The organism is Nocardia sp. NPDC058658, assembly GCF_042716665.1.
Taxonomy (GTDB): Bacteria; Actinomycetota; Actinomycetes; order Mycobacteriales; family Mycobacteriaceae; genus Nocardia.
Genome location: NZ_JBHXRR010000014.1, coordinates 127,607 through 141,822, shown reverse-complemented (window position 1 = coordinate 141,822; position 14,216 = coordinate 127,607). Strand labels below are relative to the sequence as shown.

Annotated in this window: 17 protein-coding genes; 6 read left to right on the top strand and 11 right to left on the bottom strand. The window is 67.3% G+C overall.

Annotation, left to right across the window (positions count from 1 at the left end):
* Positions 1–193: 193 nt before the first annotated feature.
* The 7 genes from rraA to ACFWUP_RS20475 form a co-directional block, all read right to left on the bottom strand.
* Positions 194–682, bottom strand: coding sequence for a ribonuclease E activity regulator RraA (gene rraA / locus ACFWUP_RS20505; protein ID WP_379236523.1), 489 nt, complete (start codon positions 680–682; stop codon positions 194–196).
* A gap of 19 nt (positions 683–701) precedes the next feature.
* Entirely contained in the window at positions 702–1,160 is a 459-nt protein-coding gene (locus tag ACFWUP_RS20500) for an SRPBCC family protein (RefSeq protein ID WP_379236521.1), read from the bottom strand.
* 65 nt (positions 1,161–1,225) lie between these two features.
* Positions 1,226–2,158, bottom strand: a complete 933-nt coding sequence (locus ACFWUP_RS20495; protein ID WP_379236520.1) for a copper resistance D family protein — start codon at positions 2,156–2,158, stop codon at positions 1,226–1,228.
* A 6-nt stretch (positions 2,159–2,164) separates the two neighbouring features.
* A complete protein-coding gene (locus tag ACFWUP_RS20490; protein ID WP_379236544.1) occupies positions 2,165–2,674 on the bottom strand; it encodes a copper resistance protein CopC in 510 nt (169 codons plus the stop codon).
* 137 nt (positions 2,675–2,811) lie between these two features.
* Entirely contained in the window at positions 2,812–3,465 is a 654-nt protein-coding gene (locus ACFWUP_RS20485; RefSeq protein WP_379236543.1) for a YcnI family protein, read from the bottom strand.
* A 41-nt stretch (positions 3,466–3,506) separates the two neighbouring features.
* Positions 3,507–4,034 (bottom strand): hypothetical protein, encoded by a 528-nt coding sequence (locus ACFWUP_RS20480; protein ID WP_379236518.1) that lies wholly within the window; start codon positions 4,032–4,034, stop codon positions 3,507–3,509.
* A 7-nt stretch (positions 4,035–4,041) separates the two neighbouring features.
* The gene (locus tag ACFWUP_RS20475) at positions 4,042–4,716 is read right to left on the bottom strand and encodes a DUF6474 family protein (RefSeq protein ID WP_379236516.1); all 675 of its coding nucleotides are present in this window, start codon (positions 4,714–4,716) and stop codon (positions 4,042–4,044) included.
* 314 nt (positions 4,717–5,030) lie between these two features.
* Here ACFWUP_RS20475 and ACFWUP_RS20470 point away from each other — a divergent pair, with 314 nt between their 5' ends.
* The 3 genes from ACFWUP_RS20470 (at position 5,031) to ACFWUP_RS20460 (ending at position 9,196) form a co-directional block, all read left to right on the top strand.
* Positions 5,031–6,668, top strand: coding sequence for a TM0106 family RecB-like putative nuclease (locus ACFWUP_RS20470; protein WP_379236541.1), 1,638 nt, complete (start codon positions 5,031–5,033; stop codon positions 6,666–6,668).
* A gap of 13 nt (positions 6,669–6,681) precedes the next feature.
* Positions 6,682–8,643, top strand: a complete 1,962-nt coding sequence (gene htpG, locus ACFWUP_RS20465; RefSeq protein WP_379236514.1) for a molecular chaperone HtpG — start codon at positions 6,682–6,684, stop codon at positions 8,641–8,643.
* Between the two features lie 103 nt (positions 8,644–8,746).
* Positions 8,747–9,196, top strand: a complete 450-nt coding sequence (locus ACFWUP_RS20460; RefSeq protein ID WP_379236512.1) for a GNAT family N-acetyltransferase — start codon at positions 8,747–8,749, stop codon at positions 9,194–9,196.
* Positions 9,197–9,371: 175 nt separating this feature from the next.
* Here the strand turns inward: ACFWUP_RS20460 and ACFWUP_RS20455 are convergent, their stop codons facing one another.
* The gene (locus tag ACFWUP_RS20455; protein ID WP_379236510.1) at positions 9,372–9,839 is read right to left on the bottom strand and encodes a hypothetical protein; all 468 of its coding nucleotides are present in this window, start codon (positions 9,837–9,839) and stop codon (positions 9,372–9,374) included.
* Between the two features lie 47 nt (positions 9,840–9,886).
* On the opposite strand from ACFWUP_RS20455, the gene ACFWUP_RS20450 reads away from it, so the two are divergent.
* A complete protein-coding gene (locus ACFWUP_RS20450) occupies positions 9,887–10,081 on the top strand; it encodes a hypothetical protein (RefSeq protein WP_379236509.1) in 195 nt (64 codons plus the stop codon).
* On the opposite strand, the gene ACFWUP_RS20445 is transcribed toward ACFWUP_RS20450, so the two are convergent.
* Positions 10,078–10,845 (bottom strand): SDR family NAD(P)-dependent oxidoreductase, encoded by a 768-nt coding sequence (locus ACFWUP_RS20445; RefSeq protein ID WP_379236507.1) that lies wholly within the window; start codon positions 10,843–10,845, stop codon positions 10,078–10,080. The genes ACFWUP_RS20450 and ACFWUP_RS20445 overlap by 4 nt on opposite strands.
* Before the next feature lie 150 nt (positions 10,846–10,995).
* Here ACFWUP_RS20445 and ACFWUP_RS20440 point away from each other — a divergent pair, with 150 nt between their 5' ends.
* The gene (locus ACFWUP_RS20440; RefSeq protein ID WP_379236505.1) at positions 10,996–11,874 is read left to right on the top strand and encodes an SDR family NAD(P)-dependent oxidoreductase; all 879 of its coding nucleotides are present in this window, start codon (positions 10,996–10,998) and stop codon (positions 11,872–11,874) included.
* Positions 11,871–12,509, top strand: a complete 639-nt coding sequence (locus ACFWUP_RS20435) for a TetR/AcrR family transcriptional regulator (RefSeq protein ID WP_379236503.1) — start codon at positions 11,871–11,873, stop codon at positions 12,507–12,509. Before ACFWUP_RS20440 ends, ACFWUP_RS20435 begins: the two co-directional genes overlap by 4 nt.
* 103 nt (positions 12,510–12,612) lie before the next feature.
* Here the strand turns inward: ACFWUP_RS20435 and ACFWUP_RS20430 are convergent, their stop codons facing one another.
* The gene (locus tag ACFWUP_RS20430; RefSeq protein WP_379236501.1) at positions 12,613–13,317 is read right to left on the bottom strand and encodes a TMEM165/GDT1 family protein; all 705 of its coding nucleotides are present in this window, start codon (positions 13,315–13,317) and stop codon (positions 12,613–12,615) included.
* A 367-nt stretch (positions 13,318–13,684) separates the two neighbouring features.
* A complete protein-coding gene (locus ACFWUP_RS20425; RefSeq protein ID WP_379236499.1) occupies positions 13,685–14,212 on the bottom strand; it encodes a peptidase in 528 nt (175 codons plus the stop codon).
* Positions 14,213–14,216 lie beyond the last annotated feature (4 nt).

Sequence of the window (14,216 nt, the reverse complement as noted above, 5' to 3'; positions counted from 1 at the left end):
TGTTGGGTCGGCGTTTTAGGCGGCGTGGTTGTCGGCTGCGCCTCGACGCAACGGCGGCTAACTCGCGGCCGGGCCGCTACGCCGCTTCGCGGCGGCCCTCCCTAGGGGTCGGGCGTGAGGGTTGGGAGTGCGGTCATGGCGGGGTTGGGGTGTGCGGTGTGGCCGGGTGTGCGGTCATGGCGGGGTTGGGGATTTAGTCCTCCGCGCGGACGACTACGCCGTCGGAGTCGCTGTAGAGCATTTCGCCGGGGGTGAAGGTGATGCCGCCGAATTCGACGGGGACGTCTTGTTCGCCGGTGCCGGTTTGGGTGCTCTTGCGGGGGTTGGTGCCTAGGGCTTTTACGCCGATGTCGAGGGTGCGCAGGATGGCGGAGTCGCGGACGGCGCCGTTGACGATCACGCCGGCCCAGCCGTTGTCGACGCCGCGGCCTGCGATGATGTCGCCGACGAGGGCGGTGTGCACGCTCGCGCCGCCGTCTACGACGAGCACCTTGCCCTCGCCCGGTGTGCTCAGGGTCTGCTTGACCAGCAGGTTGTCCTGGAAGCAGCGGATCGTGGTGATCCGGCCCGCGAATTCGGCACGCCCGCCGAACTGGATGAACTGCGTATCGCAGCTACGGATCTCGGGGCCGATCTCATCGGCCAGATCGGCGGTGGCCACAACATTCGCTGATTCGGTCATGAAGGAGATTCTGTCAGGCTCAGGCCTGCTGTTCGCGGTAGGTCTTCTCGATCTCGCGAATGAGGGCGTCGGTGGTGTGCTTCACCGCGATCTTCACGAACGGCTCGATGGTCTTGCCGAGCACCTTGCCCGCGATGCCGCCGCCGACATTGAAGTCGATCAGCGCGTCGACGGTGCACTTCGCCTCACCCTTGGGGATGAACTTGAAGGTCGACACGATCTCGATGCCCTTGATCGACTTGGTGGCGATCAACCGGCCCTCTTCCCAGCCGACGACCTCGATGCGCGAGGTCAGCGACGCCGGACCCAGCTTCATCTTCCCGTCGAACTTCGCGCCCACACCGTCGGTCTGCGCGGTGACCGGGGTGAAGGACTCGATGCCGTACCAGAATTTCGGCAGGTTGCGGTAGTCGTTGATGAACGCGAACGCTGTCTCGGCGGGCGCGTCACCGTCTTCAACAATCCTCACTTCGGTCATGGCGATCACTCTAATCGGTGCGGAATGTCGGAAATAGCGCTCGACGCCGAACGTGACCGAGGTGACTAAGCGGTCACGGCCAGCGTCGCTGCCAGGCCGAATGCCACCGCTATCGCGAGGATTTCGATTGTCGCGTTGCGCAGCGAGGTCTCGGCGGTGACGCGGTGGTCGGCGGCCTTGCGGACCCACGTTCGGCGCCACCACCAGCCGAGGGCGACGAGGGCGCACAGGATGGTGAGCTTGGCCAGCAGGATTCTTCCGTAGCCGGTGGTGAACAGACCGGTGATGCTGTCGAGGCGGACCAACCCGTTGATCACGCCGGTGAGGGCGACGATGCCGACCAGGGGAGCGGCGAGGGTGGAGAAGCGCGGCAGGATCACGGCCCATTCGCCACGGGTGCGCAGGGTCGCCGCCATCGCCAGGAGCAGGCCGCACCAGCAGGCGGTGGCCAGTGCGTGGATCGCGGCCAGGATCGAACCGAACATCTGCTGGGACATGTGGCCGGTGATCGGGCGCAGCGACAACGCCACCGCGGCGAACACCAGGACCAGATCGGCCGACGCGGTGTCGGGTCGGCGGAAGGCCATGGCCGCGTAGCAGGCGATCGCGCCGGTGCAGAACAGGATCGCGATGCCGATCTGACCGCCACTCAGCCGACCGAGGAAGGTGAGGAAATCGCCCGCGTCGAGCCGGGTCACCGAGACGCCGACGATCTCGGCCGCCTCGCACACGAGCACCGTGAACTCGGCGGCGAACCACACACCCGCCACCGCGGCCAGCGGCCGCCAACTCACCGTGAGCCGGTCGTCGATCCGGGGCAGCGCGGCCAGGCCGATCACCACCGCGCCCGCACCGTCGGCGAGCACCCGCGCGACTGCCACCGCAGCGACGCCCTGACGCAACATCCACGCCAGCACCACCCCGGCAAGCGCCGCGACGACGACCGGCGCCAGGACTCGCCACTGCGCGCGCGCAGGCACCCGGCGACCGGTCGTCATCGTCGACTACTTCTTGCGACCGGACCGGCCGCCGAGCAACGCCACCGCGAGGCCCGCACCGAACAGCACCACGCCACCGGCGATGAACACCCACACGGGCACACCGCCGTCGCCGCCGCCATCGGCTTCGTCCTCGCCCGGCCGCGCGCCCGGCGTGCCGGTGCCCGCCTTGCTCAGCGTGAAAGTCCTTGTCCCGCTGACGGGATGACCGTCGGCCGAGGTGACCCGGAACGCGATCGTGTACTCACCGACCGGCCCCAGCTCACCCACTTCCACACTGACACTTCGCCCTTCGACGAGCGCGTTGCCCTTGGACCACAGTCTGCCGTCCGGTCCGATCACGGTCAGCGACGGAAAGTTCTGCTGCAGTTCCTCATTGAAGGTGACGCTGGCCCGCGCCGGTCCGACCTCGACGGTCGAACCGTTCTCGGGCACGCTGCTCACCGCACCGGAATGCGCACTCGCTGTGCCTGCTGCCGCGAAGGCGCAGGCAAAAAGCACGGCGAACAGGGCCATGAGCAAACGGGCGGGTGCGCGCCGCCTCGACGTGCGCTCGGCGCCCCGGTCCAGCGGTCCGGGGCGCGGCGTGTCCCGGTCCAGGGTGTCGAAGTTCTGCGCGCCCCGGACCTGGCGACCGCGGCGATCCGCCGCCATCACGAGGACTTCCGCGAGCGGAAGACGAGGCCGAGGCCCAGCGCCGCGGCGAACAGACCGAGTGCGAGGCCGATCCCGCCCATCCAGCGGGCCACGTTGTCGGTCCCGTCCTCGGCGGTTTCGCCCGAAGCGACGTGGTGATCGCCACCTTCGGCACCACCCTTCGCGGTCAGTGTGAGCGAGGGGGCGGGGTGCTCAGGCTCGGCGCCGCCGGTGCTCGGCTGGTCCCAGGCCACGACCTTGCCGTCGCTATAGGTCTGCTGCGCAGGGAAATTCACGGTGTCCTGGCTGGGCAGCGGGCCGATCGAGAGCACGAACCGCTGGAACTGCCCCGGCCCGACGCCAGGGTTACCCGGCGCGGCCGTCCACACCACGGCGACCGATTCGCCCTTTTCATTGCGTTCGACACTCGAGTTCCAGCCCGGCATCGGTTCGGTCCGAACACTTTTCAGGTTCGGCACCGTGACGCGCAGCCCGGTGGTGGACGCGGTGTCGGATTCGGTCGGCACCTTGAAGGTGGCGACGGTGTACTTGCCCTGCGCGGCGCCCGGCGCCTCGACGCTGACGTGCGCGGCCGCCGACCCACAGGCGGCGAACACCAAACCGGCCGCGAGCGCGACGGTCCCGGTGCCATGGGTGATGAAGTTGTACATGGATTGCCTTGTCGTCCGAAGAGTTTCGATGTCGTCGTGTTTCAGGCGAACAGCGGCGGTGCGCGTGGACATCGCGCACCCTTCGGACGAGCGCCGCTGACGACGGCGACAGTGGCAACCCAGCGCGCGCCACGCCGCACCCGAGCGGACGGGCTGCTGAGCACAGCCCGGATCACGCTCGACGCAACGAGATACAACCGCTCGGCACCGAGAATCAGTGCGGCACAGGCGAACGCCGCGACACAGTGCGCGGCGGTCATCGTCGCACTCGGCAGATGCAGCAGCGAATCGTGATGGTCGAGCGTCGCCGACAGTGCGAAGTGCCCGGCCCACTGCCCACCGAGCAACGCCACGGCTGTACGAACGATCGGTGAATGCCGATCGGCACCCTTCACGGGTCGGCCCTCGGCGAACATGCCCGCTGCCAGCGAAACCAGCAGCAGCAGAGCGAGTTCCGCCGACCGCGGCACCCCACCACCGCCGATGCCGTGCGCGGCAATGGCAAGTCCACCGACGAGTACGCCGCAGCCACCACCGCGCAGGCGGGAGGTGAGCTGCGGCGTGTTCACGTCAGGTTCAGCGAACGCCGAGGCGGGCGAGCACGTCGTTCTCGAGTACCTGCAGTTCGGCCGAGATCGACGCGTGCACAGCTTTGCGGCGCGCGGCGGGCATCTGCTCGGCAGTCTTCACCGCCACACTCAGATCGGTCAGTCGCGAGCGAGCTGCCTCGACGAACTTCTTGGTGTCGCCGTCGGAGTCCTTGTCGGCGGCGATCTTGTCGAGCGCGTCCTCGGTGTTGGTGATGCGGGCCTGCAGCCGCGCACCGTGCCCACTGAACTCGCTCAGCTGATCCATGCCGATGCCGAGCTGCTGCGCCTTGCGCGCGTCGAGCTGCCCGCGCACCAGCGTCGCGCCGCGGTAGGCCAGCGGGGCGAGCACCGGGATCAGCACCCTGGCAACCCCGATGTACTTGCGGATCTGGCTCGCGCTGAACAGTTCGCGATCGGCCTTGGCCGCGGCCTTCTGAGCGGCCTTCTCCTCGGCCTGCAGGGTCGCGATCTGCGCCTTGGCCACCTTGTCGGCCGTACGCGCCTGTGCCTTGGCCGCGCGTCGGTTCACCCGCTCGCCCGCCTTGGCCGCTTTGCGCTCGTTCTTGGCGCTCAGCTTCGCCTCGACCGCGGCTTTGTGCTTGAGTGCTTTCGCCTCAGCGCGCCGGCTCGGCCGCCGCTTCCGCTTGCTGAACAACCCCATGGGATCAGGCCCTCCGTCATGCTCGCCGAGTCATGCGGCAGTACCGCGTCCGAGCGGCCTACCGTTGCTCCTAGCCTAGTGGGATCAGGGTAGCGATTGGGCAACGTGTCGGGGGTAAGGCCCATACTGCTTGCGTGCGTGCAGCCGAGGACAACTTCGACGGCGGGCCGGTGCGTAGCCCGGTCCCCGCTTCCGCTGCGCCCGTTCGCGGCGCCGAGGGCGGTGGCCCCAGCACCGAAGGCGGGGGCACGAGTGACCGAGGCAGTGGCGTCGAGGGTGCGGGCAACCGCACCGCATTTCTCGACGCCCGGTCGCTGATCGGGTGCCGCCATCGCCTTCGTCTCGACGCCGAGAATCCGGGTGTGCTCGCCGAGGTGCGCGAGGATCCGGGCGTGCAGCAGCGGCGCGACGCGGCCACCGCCCATCGCACCAAGATCCGCGACGAACTGGTCGCCGCCGCCCCCGACGAGTGGGTGGTGATCGACCCCGAATTGCGCGGTGGCGCCAAGGCCGCGGCCACGATGGCGGCCATCGAGTCGGGTGCCGCCCGCATCTGGGGCGGACTGCTGCCCCAGGAAACCGACACCGGTCGACGCGGCGGTGTCGAGATCCTGCTGCGCGACGAAGACCGCGGCGGCTACATCCCGATCATCGTGGTCAACCACAAGGTCACCGACCCGCGCAGGCCCGACCCGGCCGATTTCCACCCGCTCACCTCGAACCTGTTCCGCTGGCAGCCCAGCCGCGACAAGACCGTGAAACTGCGCCCCCAACCGCGCGACCAGCAGCGCCTGGCCCACCTGTACCGCATGTTGCAGCGCTACGGCATGGCCAGCCCCGCCCTGATCGGCGGCGCGATCGGCCTGGTCGCCGACCGCATCCTGGTCCACGACCTCACCAACGTGCTCGCCGATTACGACCAGCGCTACGCCGACCGCATCGCGGTGGTGCGCGGCGAACTGCCGACGCAACCGTCGAAGGTGCCCGAGTGCAGGCAGTGCCCGTGGTGGGTGCGCGGGCCCGGTGCGCAGCGACCGGCGGGCCCCGAGGCGGAGGGTGACCGGGCGGCCGCGGGAGCGCAGCAGCCCGAAACCGAGCCGAGTTGTGAGGCGACTTTGGCGCAGATGCGGGATGTGAGCCTGGTCGCGCCCGGGTCGCGCGCGGATGTGTTGCGGCTGCACGGGATCGAGACCGTCGACGAACTGGCCGCGTGGGAAGGCGACGACCCCGAGGACTGGCAGCACGGCCCGTTCGCCGAAACCGTCGTCACCGCCCGCGCCTGGATCGACGGCGCGCCTCTCGTGCGCCGATTCGAGCAGGTCAGCGTGCGTCGCGCCGATGTGGAAATCGACGTCGACCTGGAGAGTTACCAGGAAGACGGCGCCTACCTGTGGGGCACCCTGCTCGACGATGTCTACCGCCCGTTCGTCACCTGGGACCCGCTGCCCACCGAAGACGAGGGCCGCTCGTTCGGCGAATTCTGGACCTGGCTGATGGAGCGTCGCGCCGAAGCCCACGCCGCAGGCAAAACCTTTGCCGCCTACTGCTATTCGCGCACCGCCGAGGACAAGTGGCTCTACGAATCGGCCCGCCGTTTCGCGGGCCGCCCCGGCATCCCGACCCACGAAGAGGTGCGCGCCTTCGTCGATTCGAAGGAATGGGTCGACATGTTCCAGGCCGTCACCGAGCAGTTCATCTGCCCGAACGGCAAGGGCCTCAAGAAGATCGCCCCCGTGGCGGGCTTCGGCTGGCGTGATCCGGAAGCGGGCGGCGAGGCGTCGATGGGCTGGTACCGCCGGGCCGTCGGCTACGACGACGCCGTCGACATGTCCCAGCGCACTCGCCTGTTCGTCTACAACGAAGACGACGTCCGGGCCACCCAGGTGCTGCGGGATTGGATGTCGACACGGGCAGTTGTCGAGGTTCCCTCACTGGCAGATTTCGGACGGTAATAACATCGGGGGTGTGACTGAGCAGCACGTCGAAACCCTCGAGTTCCAGGCCGAAACCCACCAGCTCCTCGAGCTGATGATCCACTCGGTCTACTCCAACAAAGACACCTTCCTGCGGGAGCTGATCTCGAACGCTTCCGACGCACTGGACAAGCTCAAACTTGCCGCCTACCAGGACAAAGACCTGGGCGCCGACACAGACGACCTGCACATCGAGCTGGAGATCGACCAGGACAAGCGTGTCCTGACCGTGCGCGACAACGGCATCGGCATGTCCCGCGCCGAAGTGATCGACCTGATCGGCACCCTCGCCAAATCCGGCACCGCCGACCTGCGCCGCAAACTCACCGAGGCCAAGTCCGATGCCGCCGCCGAGGAACTGATCGGCCAGTTCGGCATCGGTTTCTACTCCACGTTCATGGTCGCCGACAAGGTCGTCCTCACCACCCGCAAGGCGGGCGAGACCGAAGGCACCCGCTGGGAAGCCGCCGCAGGCAGCTCCACCTACTCCATCGACACCGTCGCCGACGCACCGCAGGGCACCTCGGTGACTCTCGAACTCAAGCCCGCAGACGAAGACGATCACCTGTTCGATTACACGCAGGAATGGAAGCTGCGCGAGATCGTCCGCAAGTACTCCGACTTCATCGCCTGGCCGATCCGCATGCAGGTCGAGCGCACGGTCACCGAGGGCGAAGGCGAGGACAAGGTCGAGAAGACCCTTGTCGAGGACCAGATCCTCAACTCGCAGAAGGCGTTGTGGACGCGGCCGCGCAGCGAGGTGAGCGACGAGGAGTACAAGGAGTTCTACCACCACGTCTCGCACGCCTGGGACGAGCCGCTCGAGATCATCCCGATGAAGGCCGAAGGCGCCTTCGAATACCAAGCGCTGCTGTTCATCCCGTCGATCGCACCGTTCGACCTGTTCACCCGCGAGCACAAGCGCGGCGTGCAGCTCTACGTGCGTCGCGTGTTCATCATGGACAACTGCGAAGAACTCATGCCGGAGTACCTGCGTTTCGTCAAGGGAGTCGTTGACGCCCAGGACCTTTCGCTAAATGTCTCGCGCGAGATCCTGCAGCAGGACCGCCAGATCCAGATGATCCGCAAGCGCCTGGTCAAGAAGGTGCTGTCCACGGTCAAGGACATGCAGTCCGCCGAGGATCAGACCAAGTACCAGACGTTCTGGTCGCAGTTCGGCCGAGTCCTCAAGGAGGGCTTGCTCTCCGACACCGACAACCGCGAAACCCTGCTCACCGTCTCGTCTTTCGCCTCCACCCACTCCGAATCCGAGCTCACCACGCTCGCCCAGTACGTGGAGCGAATGAAGGACGGCCAGGACTCGATCTACTACATGACCGGCGAAAGCCGTGCGCAGGTGGAGAATTCGCCGCACCTGGAAGCCTTCACCGCCAAGGGTCGCGAGGTTCTGATCCTCACCGACCCCGTCGACGAGATGTGGGTCGGCTCGGTCCCGGAATTCGGTGGCAAGAAGTTCCAGTCCATCGCCAAGGGTGAGGTCGACCTCGAAACCGAGGACGAGAAGAAGGAAACCGAAGCCCTGCGCGAACAGCAGGACAAGGACTTCGGCGAACTGCTCACCTGGCTCGGCACCACGCTCACCGACGTGGCCAAGGAAGTGCGGCTCACCAACCGCCTCACCACCTCACCGGCCTGCCTGGTCGGCGACGTCTACGACTTCACCCCCATGCTCGAGCGCATGTACCGCGCCTCGGGCCAGGCCCTGCCCGAGACCAAGCGCATCCTCGAGCTCAACCCCACCCACCCGCTGGTCACCGGCCTGCGCGACGCCTACGACGCCCGCAAGTCCGACGCCGACGAGGGCAAGGTCCCCGAACTCGCCGAAACCGCCGAACTCCTCTACGGCACAGCCGTGCTCGCCGAGGGCGGCGAACTCAAAGACCCGGCCCGCTTCGCCCAGTTGCTCACCGAGCGGCTGACCCGCACGGTCTGAGCCTGGTTCTTGGAAACTGCCCGCTGCCCACTTCCGGCAGCGGGCAGTTTTGTTCACCAGCAATTCTGGTGCTGACCGGACTCAACAGGTCCACCATTGAGTGATGGTGGGGCACAACATCCGTCGAGCAAGACCCGACGACTACGACAAAATCATCACCGTAGTCGACAACTGGTGGGGCCGAGCAGCAGTCCACAACCTCCCCCGAATGTTCCTCGACCACTTCCACCGAACCAGCCTGATCGCCTCCGACAACGAGGAACTCACCGGCTTCCTCATAGGTTTCGGCTCCCCGTCGGACCCCCGCGCCGCCTACATCCACTTCGTCGCAGTCCGCCCCGAAGCCCGCAAATCCGGCCTCGGCCGAACCCTCTACGAAGCCTTCTTCACCCTCGCCCGCTCCGACAACCGCACCACAGTCACCGCCATAACCTCCCCCACCAACTACACCTCGATAGACTTCCACCGCAGCCTCGGCTTCACAGTCACCGGCCCCATCCCCAACTACAACGGCCCAGGCAGATCCCTGATCACCTTCACTCGCCCGGTATAGCTAGTCGGTCTCCTTGGGATGAGCGGTCATACAACGCTCGAGCAGAACCCGCCCAGCCGTCCGACTCCCTTTGGGCGCAGGCTCAACGAAGTACCAAAGTCGGCCGCCATCAGTGATCTTGTACTGATAACGCTCGTACGTGGTGCCTGCGTATGAGCCGTACCGAAGTTCTTGCTCACCTGTGCGCCTCCGGTGCGGGGACAGGCTCGGGGGTTTCCAGGTAGTGCAGATCCGACCCGTCCACGCTGATCCGCGGGTCGGCATAGGCGCGGGCTGTTTCTTTCCAGGCTTCGAGCATGGTGCCGAGCCGATCGACGCGACCGACGGCCAGCCCACCCCTGGCCAAACTGAGAAACTCGCCCATGAACTCGACGCGAGAGGCTTCGGGCAGCAATTCGATCCATGGGAAGACCAGGGCGAGCCGGTCGACCATTCGGTCGAGCATCTCGTCATCGAGCGTGACGGCGAGCAGCTGCATGATCGCCGACAAGGTGTCGTTGCTCGCGGCAGAGGCGTCAGCACTGGACAGGCGCACGGCGGGTGCTGACCGGCGAACGAGGATGACCTCCCCGTTCGCCTCCATCTCTTCGACGACCCGGTTCGGATCGCGTAGGAAGTCGGACCATTTCGCCGTCACACTCATGCGCCGATGATATCAGAACTAGTTCTGAATTCGGATAGGATGTGTGCATGCCACTGGTGCGCAAGGTTGTGTATGTCGAGGAGTCGGATCTCGCCGCCATCAAGGCAGCTGCTGATTCTCGCGCCGAGGAGGTCGAGATCATTCGCGAGGCGATCCACCTGGCAGCTGTGCGGGTGCGTCGGCGAAAGACGAACGGCGCCTTGCTCAGTGAGCAAGGCGCCGTTCGCCGAGGTGATCTCTAGCGCGGGGCCATGCGCAGGGCGCCGTCCATGCGGATGGTTTCGCCGTTGAGGTAGTCGTGCGACGCGATGTACTCCACGAGCTGGGCGTATTCGTCGGGGCGGCCGAGGCGGGAGGGGAAGGGGACGCCGGCTTCGAGGCCTGCGCGGTATTCGGGGGTGACGCCGGCGAGCATGGGGGTGTCGATGATGCCGGGGGCGATGGTGTTGACGCGGATGCCGAACTGGGCGAGGTCGCGGGCGGCGGGGACGGTCATGCCGTGGACGCCGCCCTTGGAGGCGGAGTAGGCGATCTGGCCGACCTGGCCTTCGAAGGCCGCGACCGAGGCGGTGTTGATGACCACGCCGCGCTGGCCGTACTCGTCGACCGGTTCGGTCTTGGCGATGGCGTCGGCGGCCAGGCGCATCACGTTGAACGTGCCGAGCAGGTTCACGGTGATGACGGTGCGGAACAGCTCGAGGTCGTGCGGGCCGTTCTTGGACAGGATGCGCCCCGCCCAGCCGACACCGGCACAGTTGACCACGATGCGCAGCGGCGCCGGGCCCTCGGTGACCTGGGCGATCGCGGCGGCGACCTCGTCACCGCTGGTCACGTCGGCCGCGATCAGGGTGACGCCGGCGGGGACGTTGTCGCCCGCGCGCTCGATCGACGCGGGAACGTCGAGTCCGAAGACGGTGGCGCCCGCGTCGGCGAGACGCTTGGCGGTGGCGGCACCGAGGCCGGAAGCCCCTCCGGTGACAATGGCGGCGGAACCCGAAATCTCCACGTGCGGTCCAATCTCCTAGGTTGGGCGGCTTATTGAGCCGCTTGCCAATAAGGGCACCTTAGCGCGTGCGAGGTGTGGTCTGGAACACCCATCACGGGCGGTGCGGAAAACGTCGTGAACACCGGTGTTTTCCGGTGGTAGCGTGCCGTCATGAGATCGTTCGCCGGTCCTTCCGTGGCCGGACGCAAGGTCCTGATCACCGGGGCCGCTCGCGGGATCGGTGCCGCGCTCGCACGCAGGTTGGCCGCGGGCGGTGCGCAGGTCGCGCTGCTCGGACTCGAGCCGGAGCTGCTGGCCGAAGTGGCCGCCGAATGCGGTGACGTGCCATGGCGGTACTGCGATGTGGCCGACCGGGCGCAGGTCGAGCGGGTGGTCGAGGCGCTGGTCGCCGAACTCGGTGGGCTCGACGTGCTGGTGGCGAACGCGGGCGTCGCCAAGCAGATGGCGATGATCGGCGGGGACCTGTCGGTGCTCGAGGAAACCCTCGCGGTGAACGTGCTCGGGGTGGCCTACACGGTGTCGGCGGCGGGCGCGCATCTTTCGCATCCGCGTGGGTATGTGCTGATGATGTCGTCGATCTCCTCGGAGGTGCAGTTGCCGCTCGGCGGTGCCTACAGCGCGTCGGCGGCCGCGGTGGCCTCGCTCGGTGCCACTCTGCGCGCGGAACTGCGCTCGACCGGGGCGAAGGTGGGGGTCAGCTATTTCGCCGGCATCGACACCGACATGACGGTGCGCGGATTCGGCACGACCGCCGCACGCACCGTGCTGGGGGAGACGAGCCTGACCGGGAACTCACCGGTCGGCCCCGCGGTCATCGCCCTGGAACGAGCCATCGCGCGACGACGCAAAACCGTTGTCTCGCCCTGGTGGGTAGCGTGGGTGCGACCGTTCCGGCTGCTGGCCCAACTGGTCGTGCAACGGGTACAGGGCGACCGCCTTGCCCGCGCCATCGACATCGCCCGCACCGAGGACGTCCCCTTCACCACCGAACAGCCCGCCCGACCCCGCAGAATGGAACGGCAAGCATGAGCGATTCGACCCTGCGGCAACAACTTCCGCGTGGACGCCACCACCTCTCGCGCGAGGAGGTCGTCGCGTCGCAGCGGGAACGCATTCTCGTCGCGATGGGCGAGGCGATGACCGTCGGCGGCTATGTCGGCACGCCCGTCGCGGCCGTGCTCAAGCGCGCCGGGGTTTCACGGGAAACCTTCTACGAGCTGTTCCGCTCGAAGGAGGACTGCTTCAACGCGGCCTTCGACCGGGTGTCGAGCGCGCTCGCCGAAAAGCTCCAAACGGTGATCGCCGACTGCGCCGACACCGACGCGCTCACCAGAATGGACCGCATCCTCACCGCTTACTTCGACCACATGATCGACGACCCCGCCTCGGCGCGGCTGTTCCTGGTGGAGGTGTACGCGGTCGGCCCGTCGGCCATCGAAGCGCGGATGGCGCTGCAGCACCGTTTCGTCGAGGTGGTGTCCACCATGCTCGGCGCCGAATCCGACGACCAGCGCTTCGCCTGCGCGACCCTGGCCGCGGCGATCGGCGCCATCGTCACCGGGCGGATCGCCGCCGACGACCCGGAAAGTCTGCGTGGGATAAAGGACCAGCTGATCGCCCTGGCCAGCCGCTCGGGCACGCTGTACGGGAACGCGTTCGCCTAGAGTTCAGGCCGCCCCTCGCTACTCCGGCTGAGGCTGGTTCGGGTCTACTGGCTCGCCTACTCGTACGCGGAGCAGGTCACGATCCTCGGCCGCCTCGCCGACCTCACGTCGTGACGTCGGCGAGTTCTCCGACGCGCGCGGCGGACTGCGCGCGCTTGCGCCACACGAGGACGCCGGCGCCGAGCATCGCGGGGGCGATCAGGGCGACCCCCACCGACGCCCAACCCAGCGAAGGCGCGAACGCGTCGAGCACGGTCTTACCCGCGAAGAACAGGAACAGCAGTCCCGACGCGATGGCGATACCGCGCTCGGGCAGGTGCTTACCGGCGATCTTGCCGACCAGAATCGCGAGCCCACCAGCGGCGACCATGCCCGCGACCGAGCCGATCCACACCGCGAGCCAGCTGTTGTTGGAGGCCAGCGCGGCGGCGGCGAACATGGTGCGGTCGCCGAGTTCGGCGAGGGTGAAGGCGGAGATGACGACGAGGAAGGCATTGCGGGCGCTGGGTGGCGCGGGAGCTTCCTCGGCGTCGGCGGTACTGGTGAGCGCGTCGCGCAGGGTCCAGAGGCCGACCACCAGCAGGGTGAGTGCGGTGATGACGGCGATGGCGTTCGCGGGCAGCGCGGTGCCGAGGAAATGGCCGACGCCCGCGGCGATGAGGTTCACGGCGACGCTGGCGACGCTGATGCCTGCCAGCACCACCCACCAGCGGTAGCGCAGCGAGAAGGTCAGCGCCATGAGTTGCGATTTGTCGCCGAGTTCGGCGAGGAAGAGCACGCCGAAGCTCAATGCAATGGTGGCGATCATCTCGAACTCCAGAGGGCAACTTGGCTGGCGGGTGGGTGCCGGTGGCCTTCAACCGCACCGAGGGACGACGGGTGCGGTCGAAGGTCTCGCCCACCGCTGATGTGGCGGTCGTATAGCCGGATCACACACACGATGTCGACTGTGTGATTGCGGGCTACTCCCGGGATCATCCCCGCGCGTGCGGGGAAGCGGTCACGGCGATTCCTCAACCATAGGCCGATTGCTGTCTGTATGCCAAGTACGCGTAATCGAAATCTCAATGGCCGCAATAAGTTTGGGTACGCGGTGGTGATAGTTCGGTTTCCCTGATTTCACCAGCCAGCACACCCGTTGCCGGTCGTTCGCCAGACCGGCTCAGGCGAAAGAGCTAGGCCGCCAGCAGCATTGCGAGCACGGCGGTGTCGGGATCGCTGATCAGATCCATCCCCACCCGGCTCACCAACGAGGTGATCGTGCCGTCGAGTTCGGCCTCGGCCCACGCCGCGCGATGTTCCAAACCGAGGTGCGGCACGCCGGGCAGCAACACGCACCCCGAGGCCGCGCCCGCGCATTCGGGCAACGACGGCCGAGTCTCCGATGGCGGATGCAGCATCAGCAGCGCGGGTGGAGTGTGCGCGGCGAACCGGCCTGGCTGGATCGCCTCGTCCCCGAGCACCGGCCCCTCCGCCATCACCAGCCCCACCGTCCCCGGCTCCGGATCGTCGGGCAGCTCCTCGCGCACCCCGAACACGGTGGTGGTCACCAGCAGGCCCGGCATCGACGCCACCCGCACGGCCAGCACCAGTACCTGCGCCCATTCCTTGGTGGTATCCGGCCACCGCCCCGACACCACGAACCCGCTCAACCGTCCCCGCGCCTGAAACGGCGTGATCCCGATCGGACCCTGTGTATTCATGCTG

What these genes read in the sequence shown, in the direction of transcription:
- rraA (WP_379236523.1), bottom strand. Translation starts at nt 682, where the DNA reads ATGACCGAATCAGCGAATGTTGTGGCCACCGCCGATCTGGCCGATGAG.
- ACFWUP_RS20500 (WP_379236521.1), bottom strand. Translation starts at nt 1,160, where the DNA reads ATGACCGAAGTGAGGATTGTTGAAGACGGTGACGCGCCCGCCGAGACA.
- ACFWUP_RS20495 (WP_379236520.1), bottom strand. Translation starts at nt 2,158, where the DNA reads ATGACGACCGGTCGCCGGGTGCCTGCGCGCGCGCAGTGGCGAGTCCTG.
- ACFWUP_RS20490 (WP_379236544.1), bottom strand. Translation starts at nt 2,674, where the DNA reads ATGGCCCTGTTCGCCGTGCTTTTTGCCTGCGCCTTCGCGGCAGCAGGC.
- ACFWUP_RS20485 (WP_379236543.1), bottom strand. Translation starts at nt 3,465, where the DNA reads ATGTACAACTTCATCACCCATGGCACCGGGACCGTCGCGCTCGCGGCC.
- ACFWUP_RS20475 (WP_379236516.1), bottom strand. Translation starts at nt 4,716, where the DNA reads ATGGGGTTGTTCAGCAAGCGGAAGCGGCGGCCGAGCCGGCGCGCTGAG.
- ACFWUP_RS20460 (WP_379236512.1), top strand. Translation starts at nt 8,747, where the DNA reads ATGGTGGGGCACAACATCCGTCGAGCAAGACCCGACGACTACGACAAA.
- ACFWUP_RS20455 (WP_379236510.1), bottom strand. Translation starts at nt 9,839, where the DNA reads ATGAGTGTGACGGCGAAATGGTCCGACTTCCTACGCGATCCGAACCGG.
- ACFWUP_RS20450 (WP_379236509.1), top strand. Translation starts at nt 9,887, where the DNA reads ATGCCACTGGTGCGCAAGGTTGTGTATGTCGAGGAGTCGGATCTCGCC.
- ACFWUP_RS20440 (WP_379236505.1), top strand. Translation starts at nt 10,996, where the DNA reads ATGAGATCGTTCGCCGGTCCTTCCGTGGCCGGACGCAAGGTCCTGATC.
- ACFWUP_RS20435 (WP_379236503.1), top strand. Translation starts at nt 11,871, where the DNA reads ATGAGCGATTCGACCCTGCGGCAACAACTTCCGCGTGGACGCCACCAC.
- ACFWUP_RS20430 (WP_379236501.1), bottom strand. Translation starts at nt 13,317, where the DNA reads ATGATCGCCACCATTGCATTGAGCTTCGGCGTGCTCTTCCTCGCCGAA.
- ACFWUP_RS20425 (WP_379236499.1), bottom strand. Translation starts at nt 14,212, where the DNA reads ATGAATACACAGGGTCCGATCGGGATCACGCCGTTTCAGGCGCGGGGA.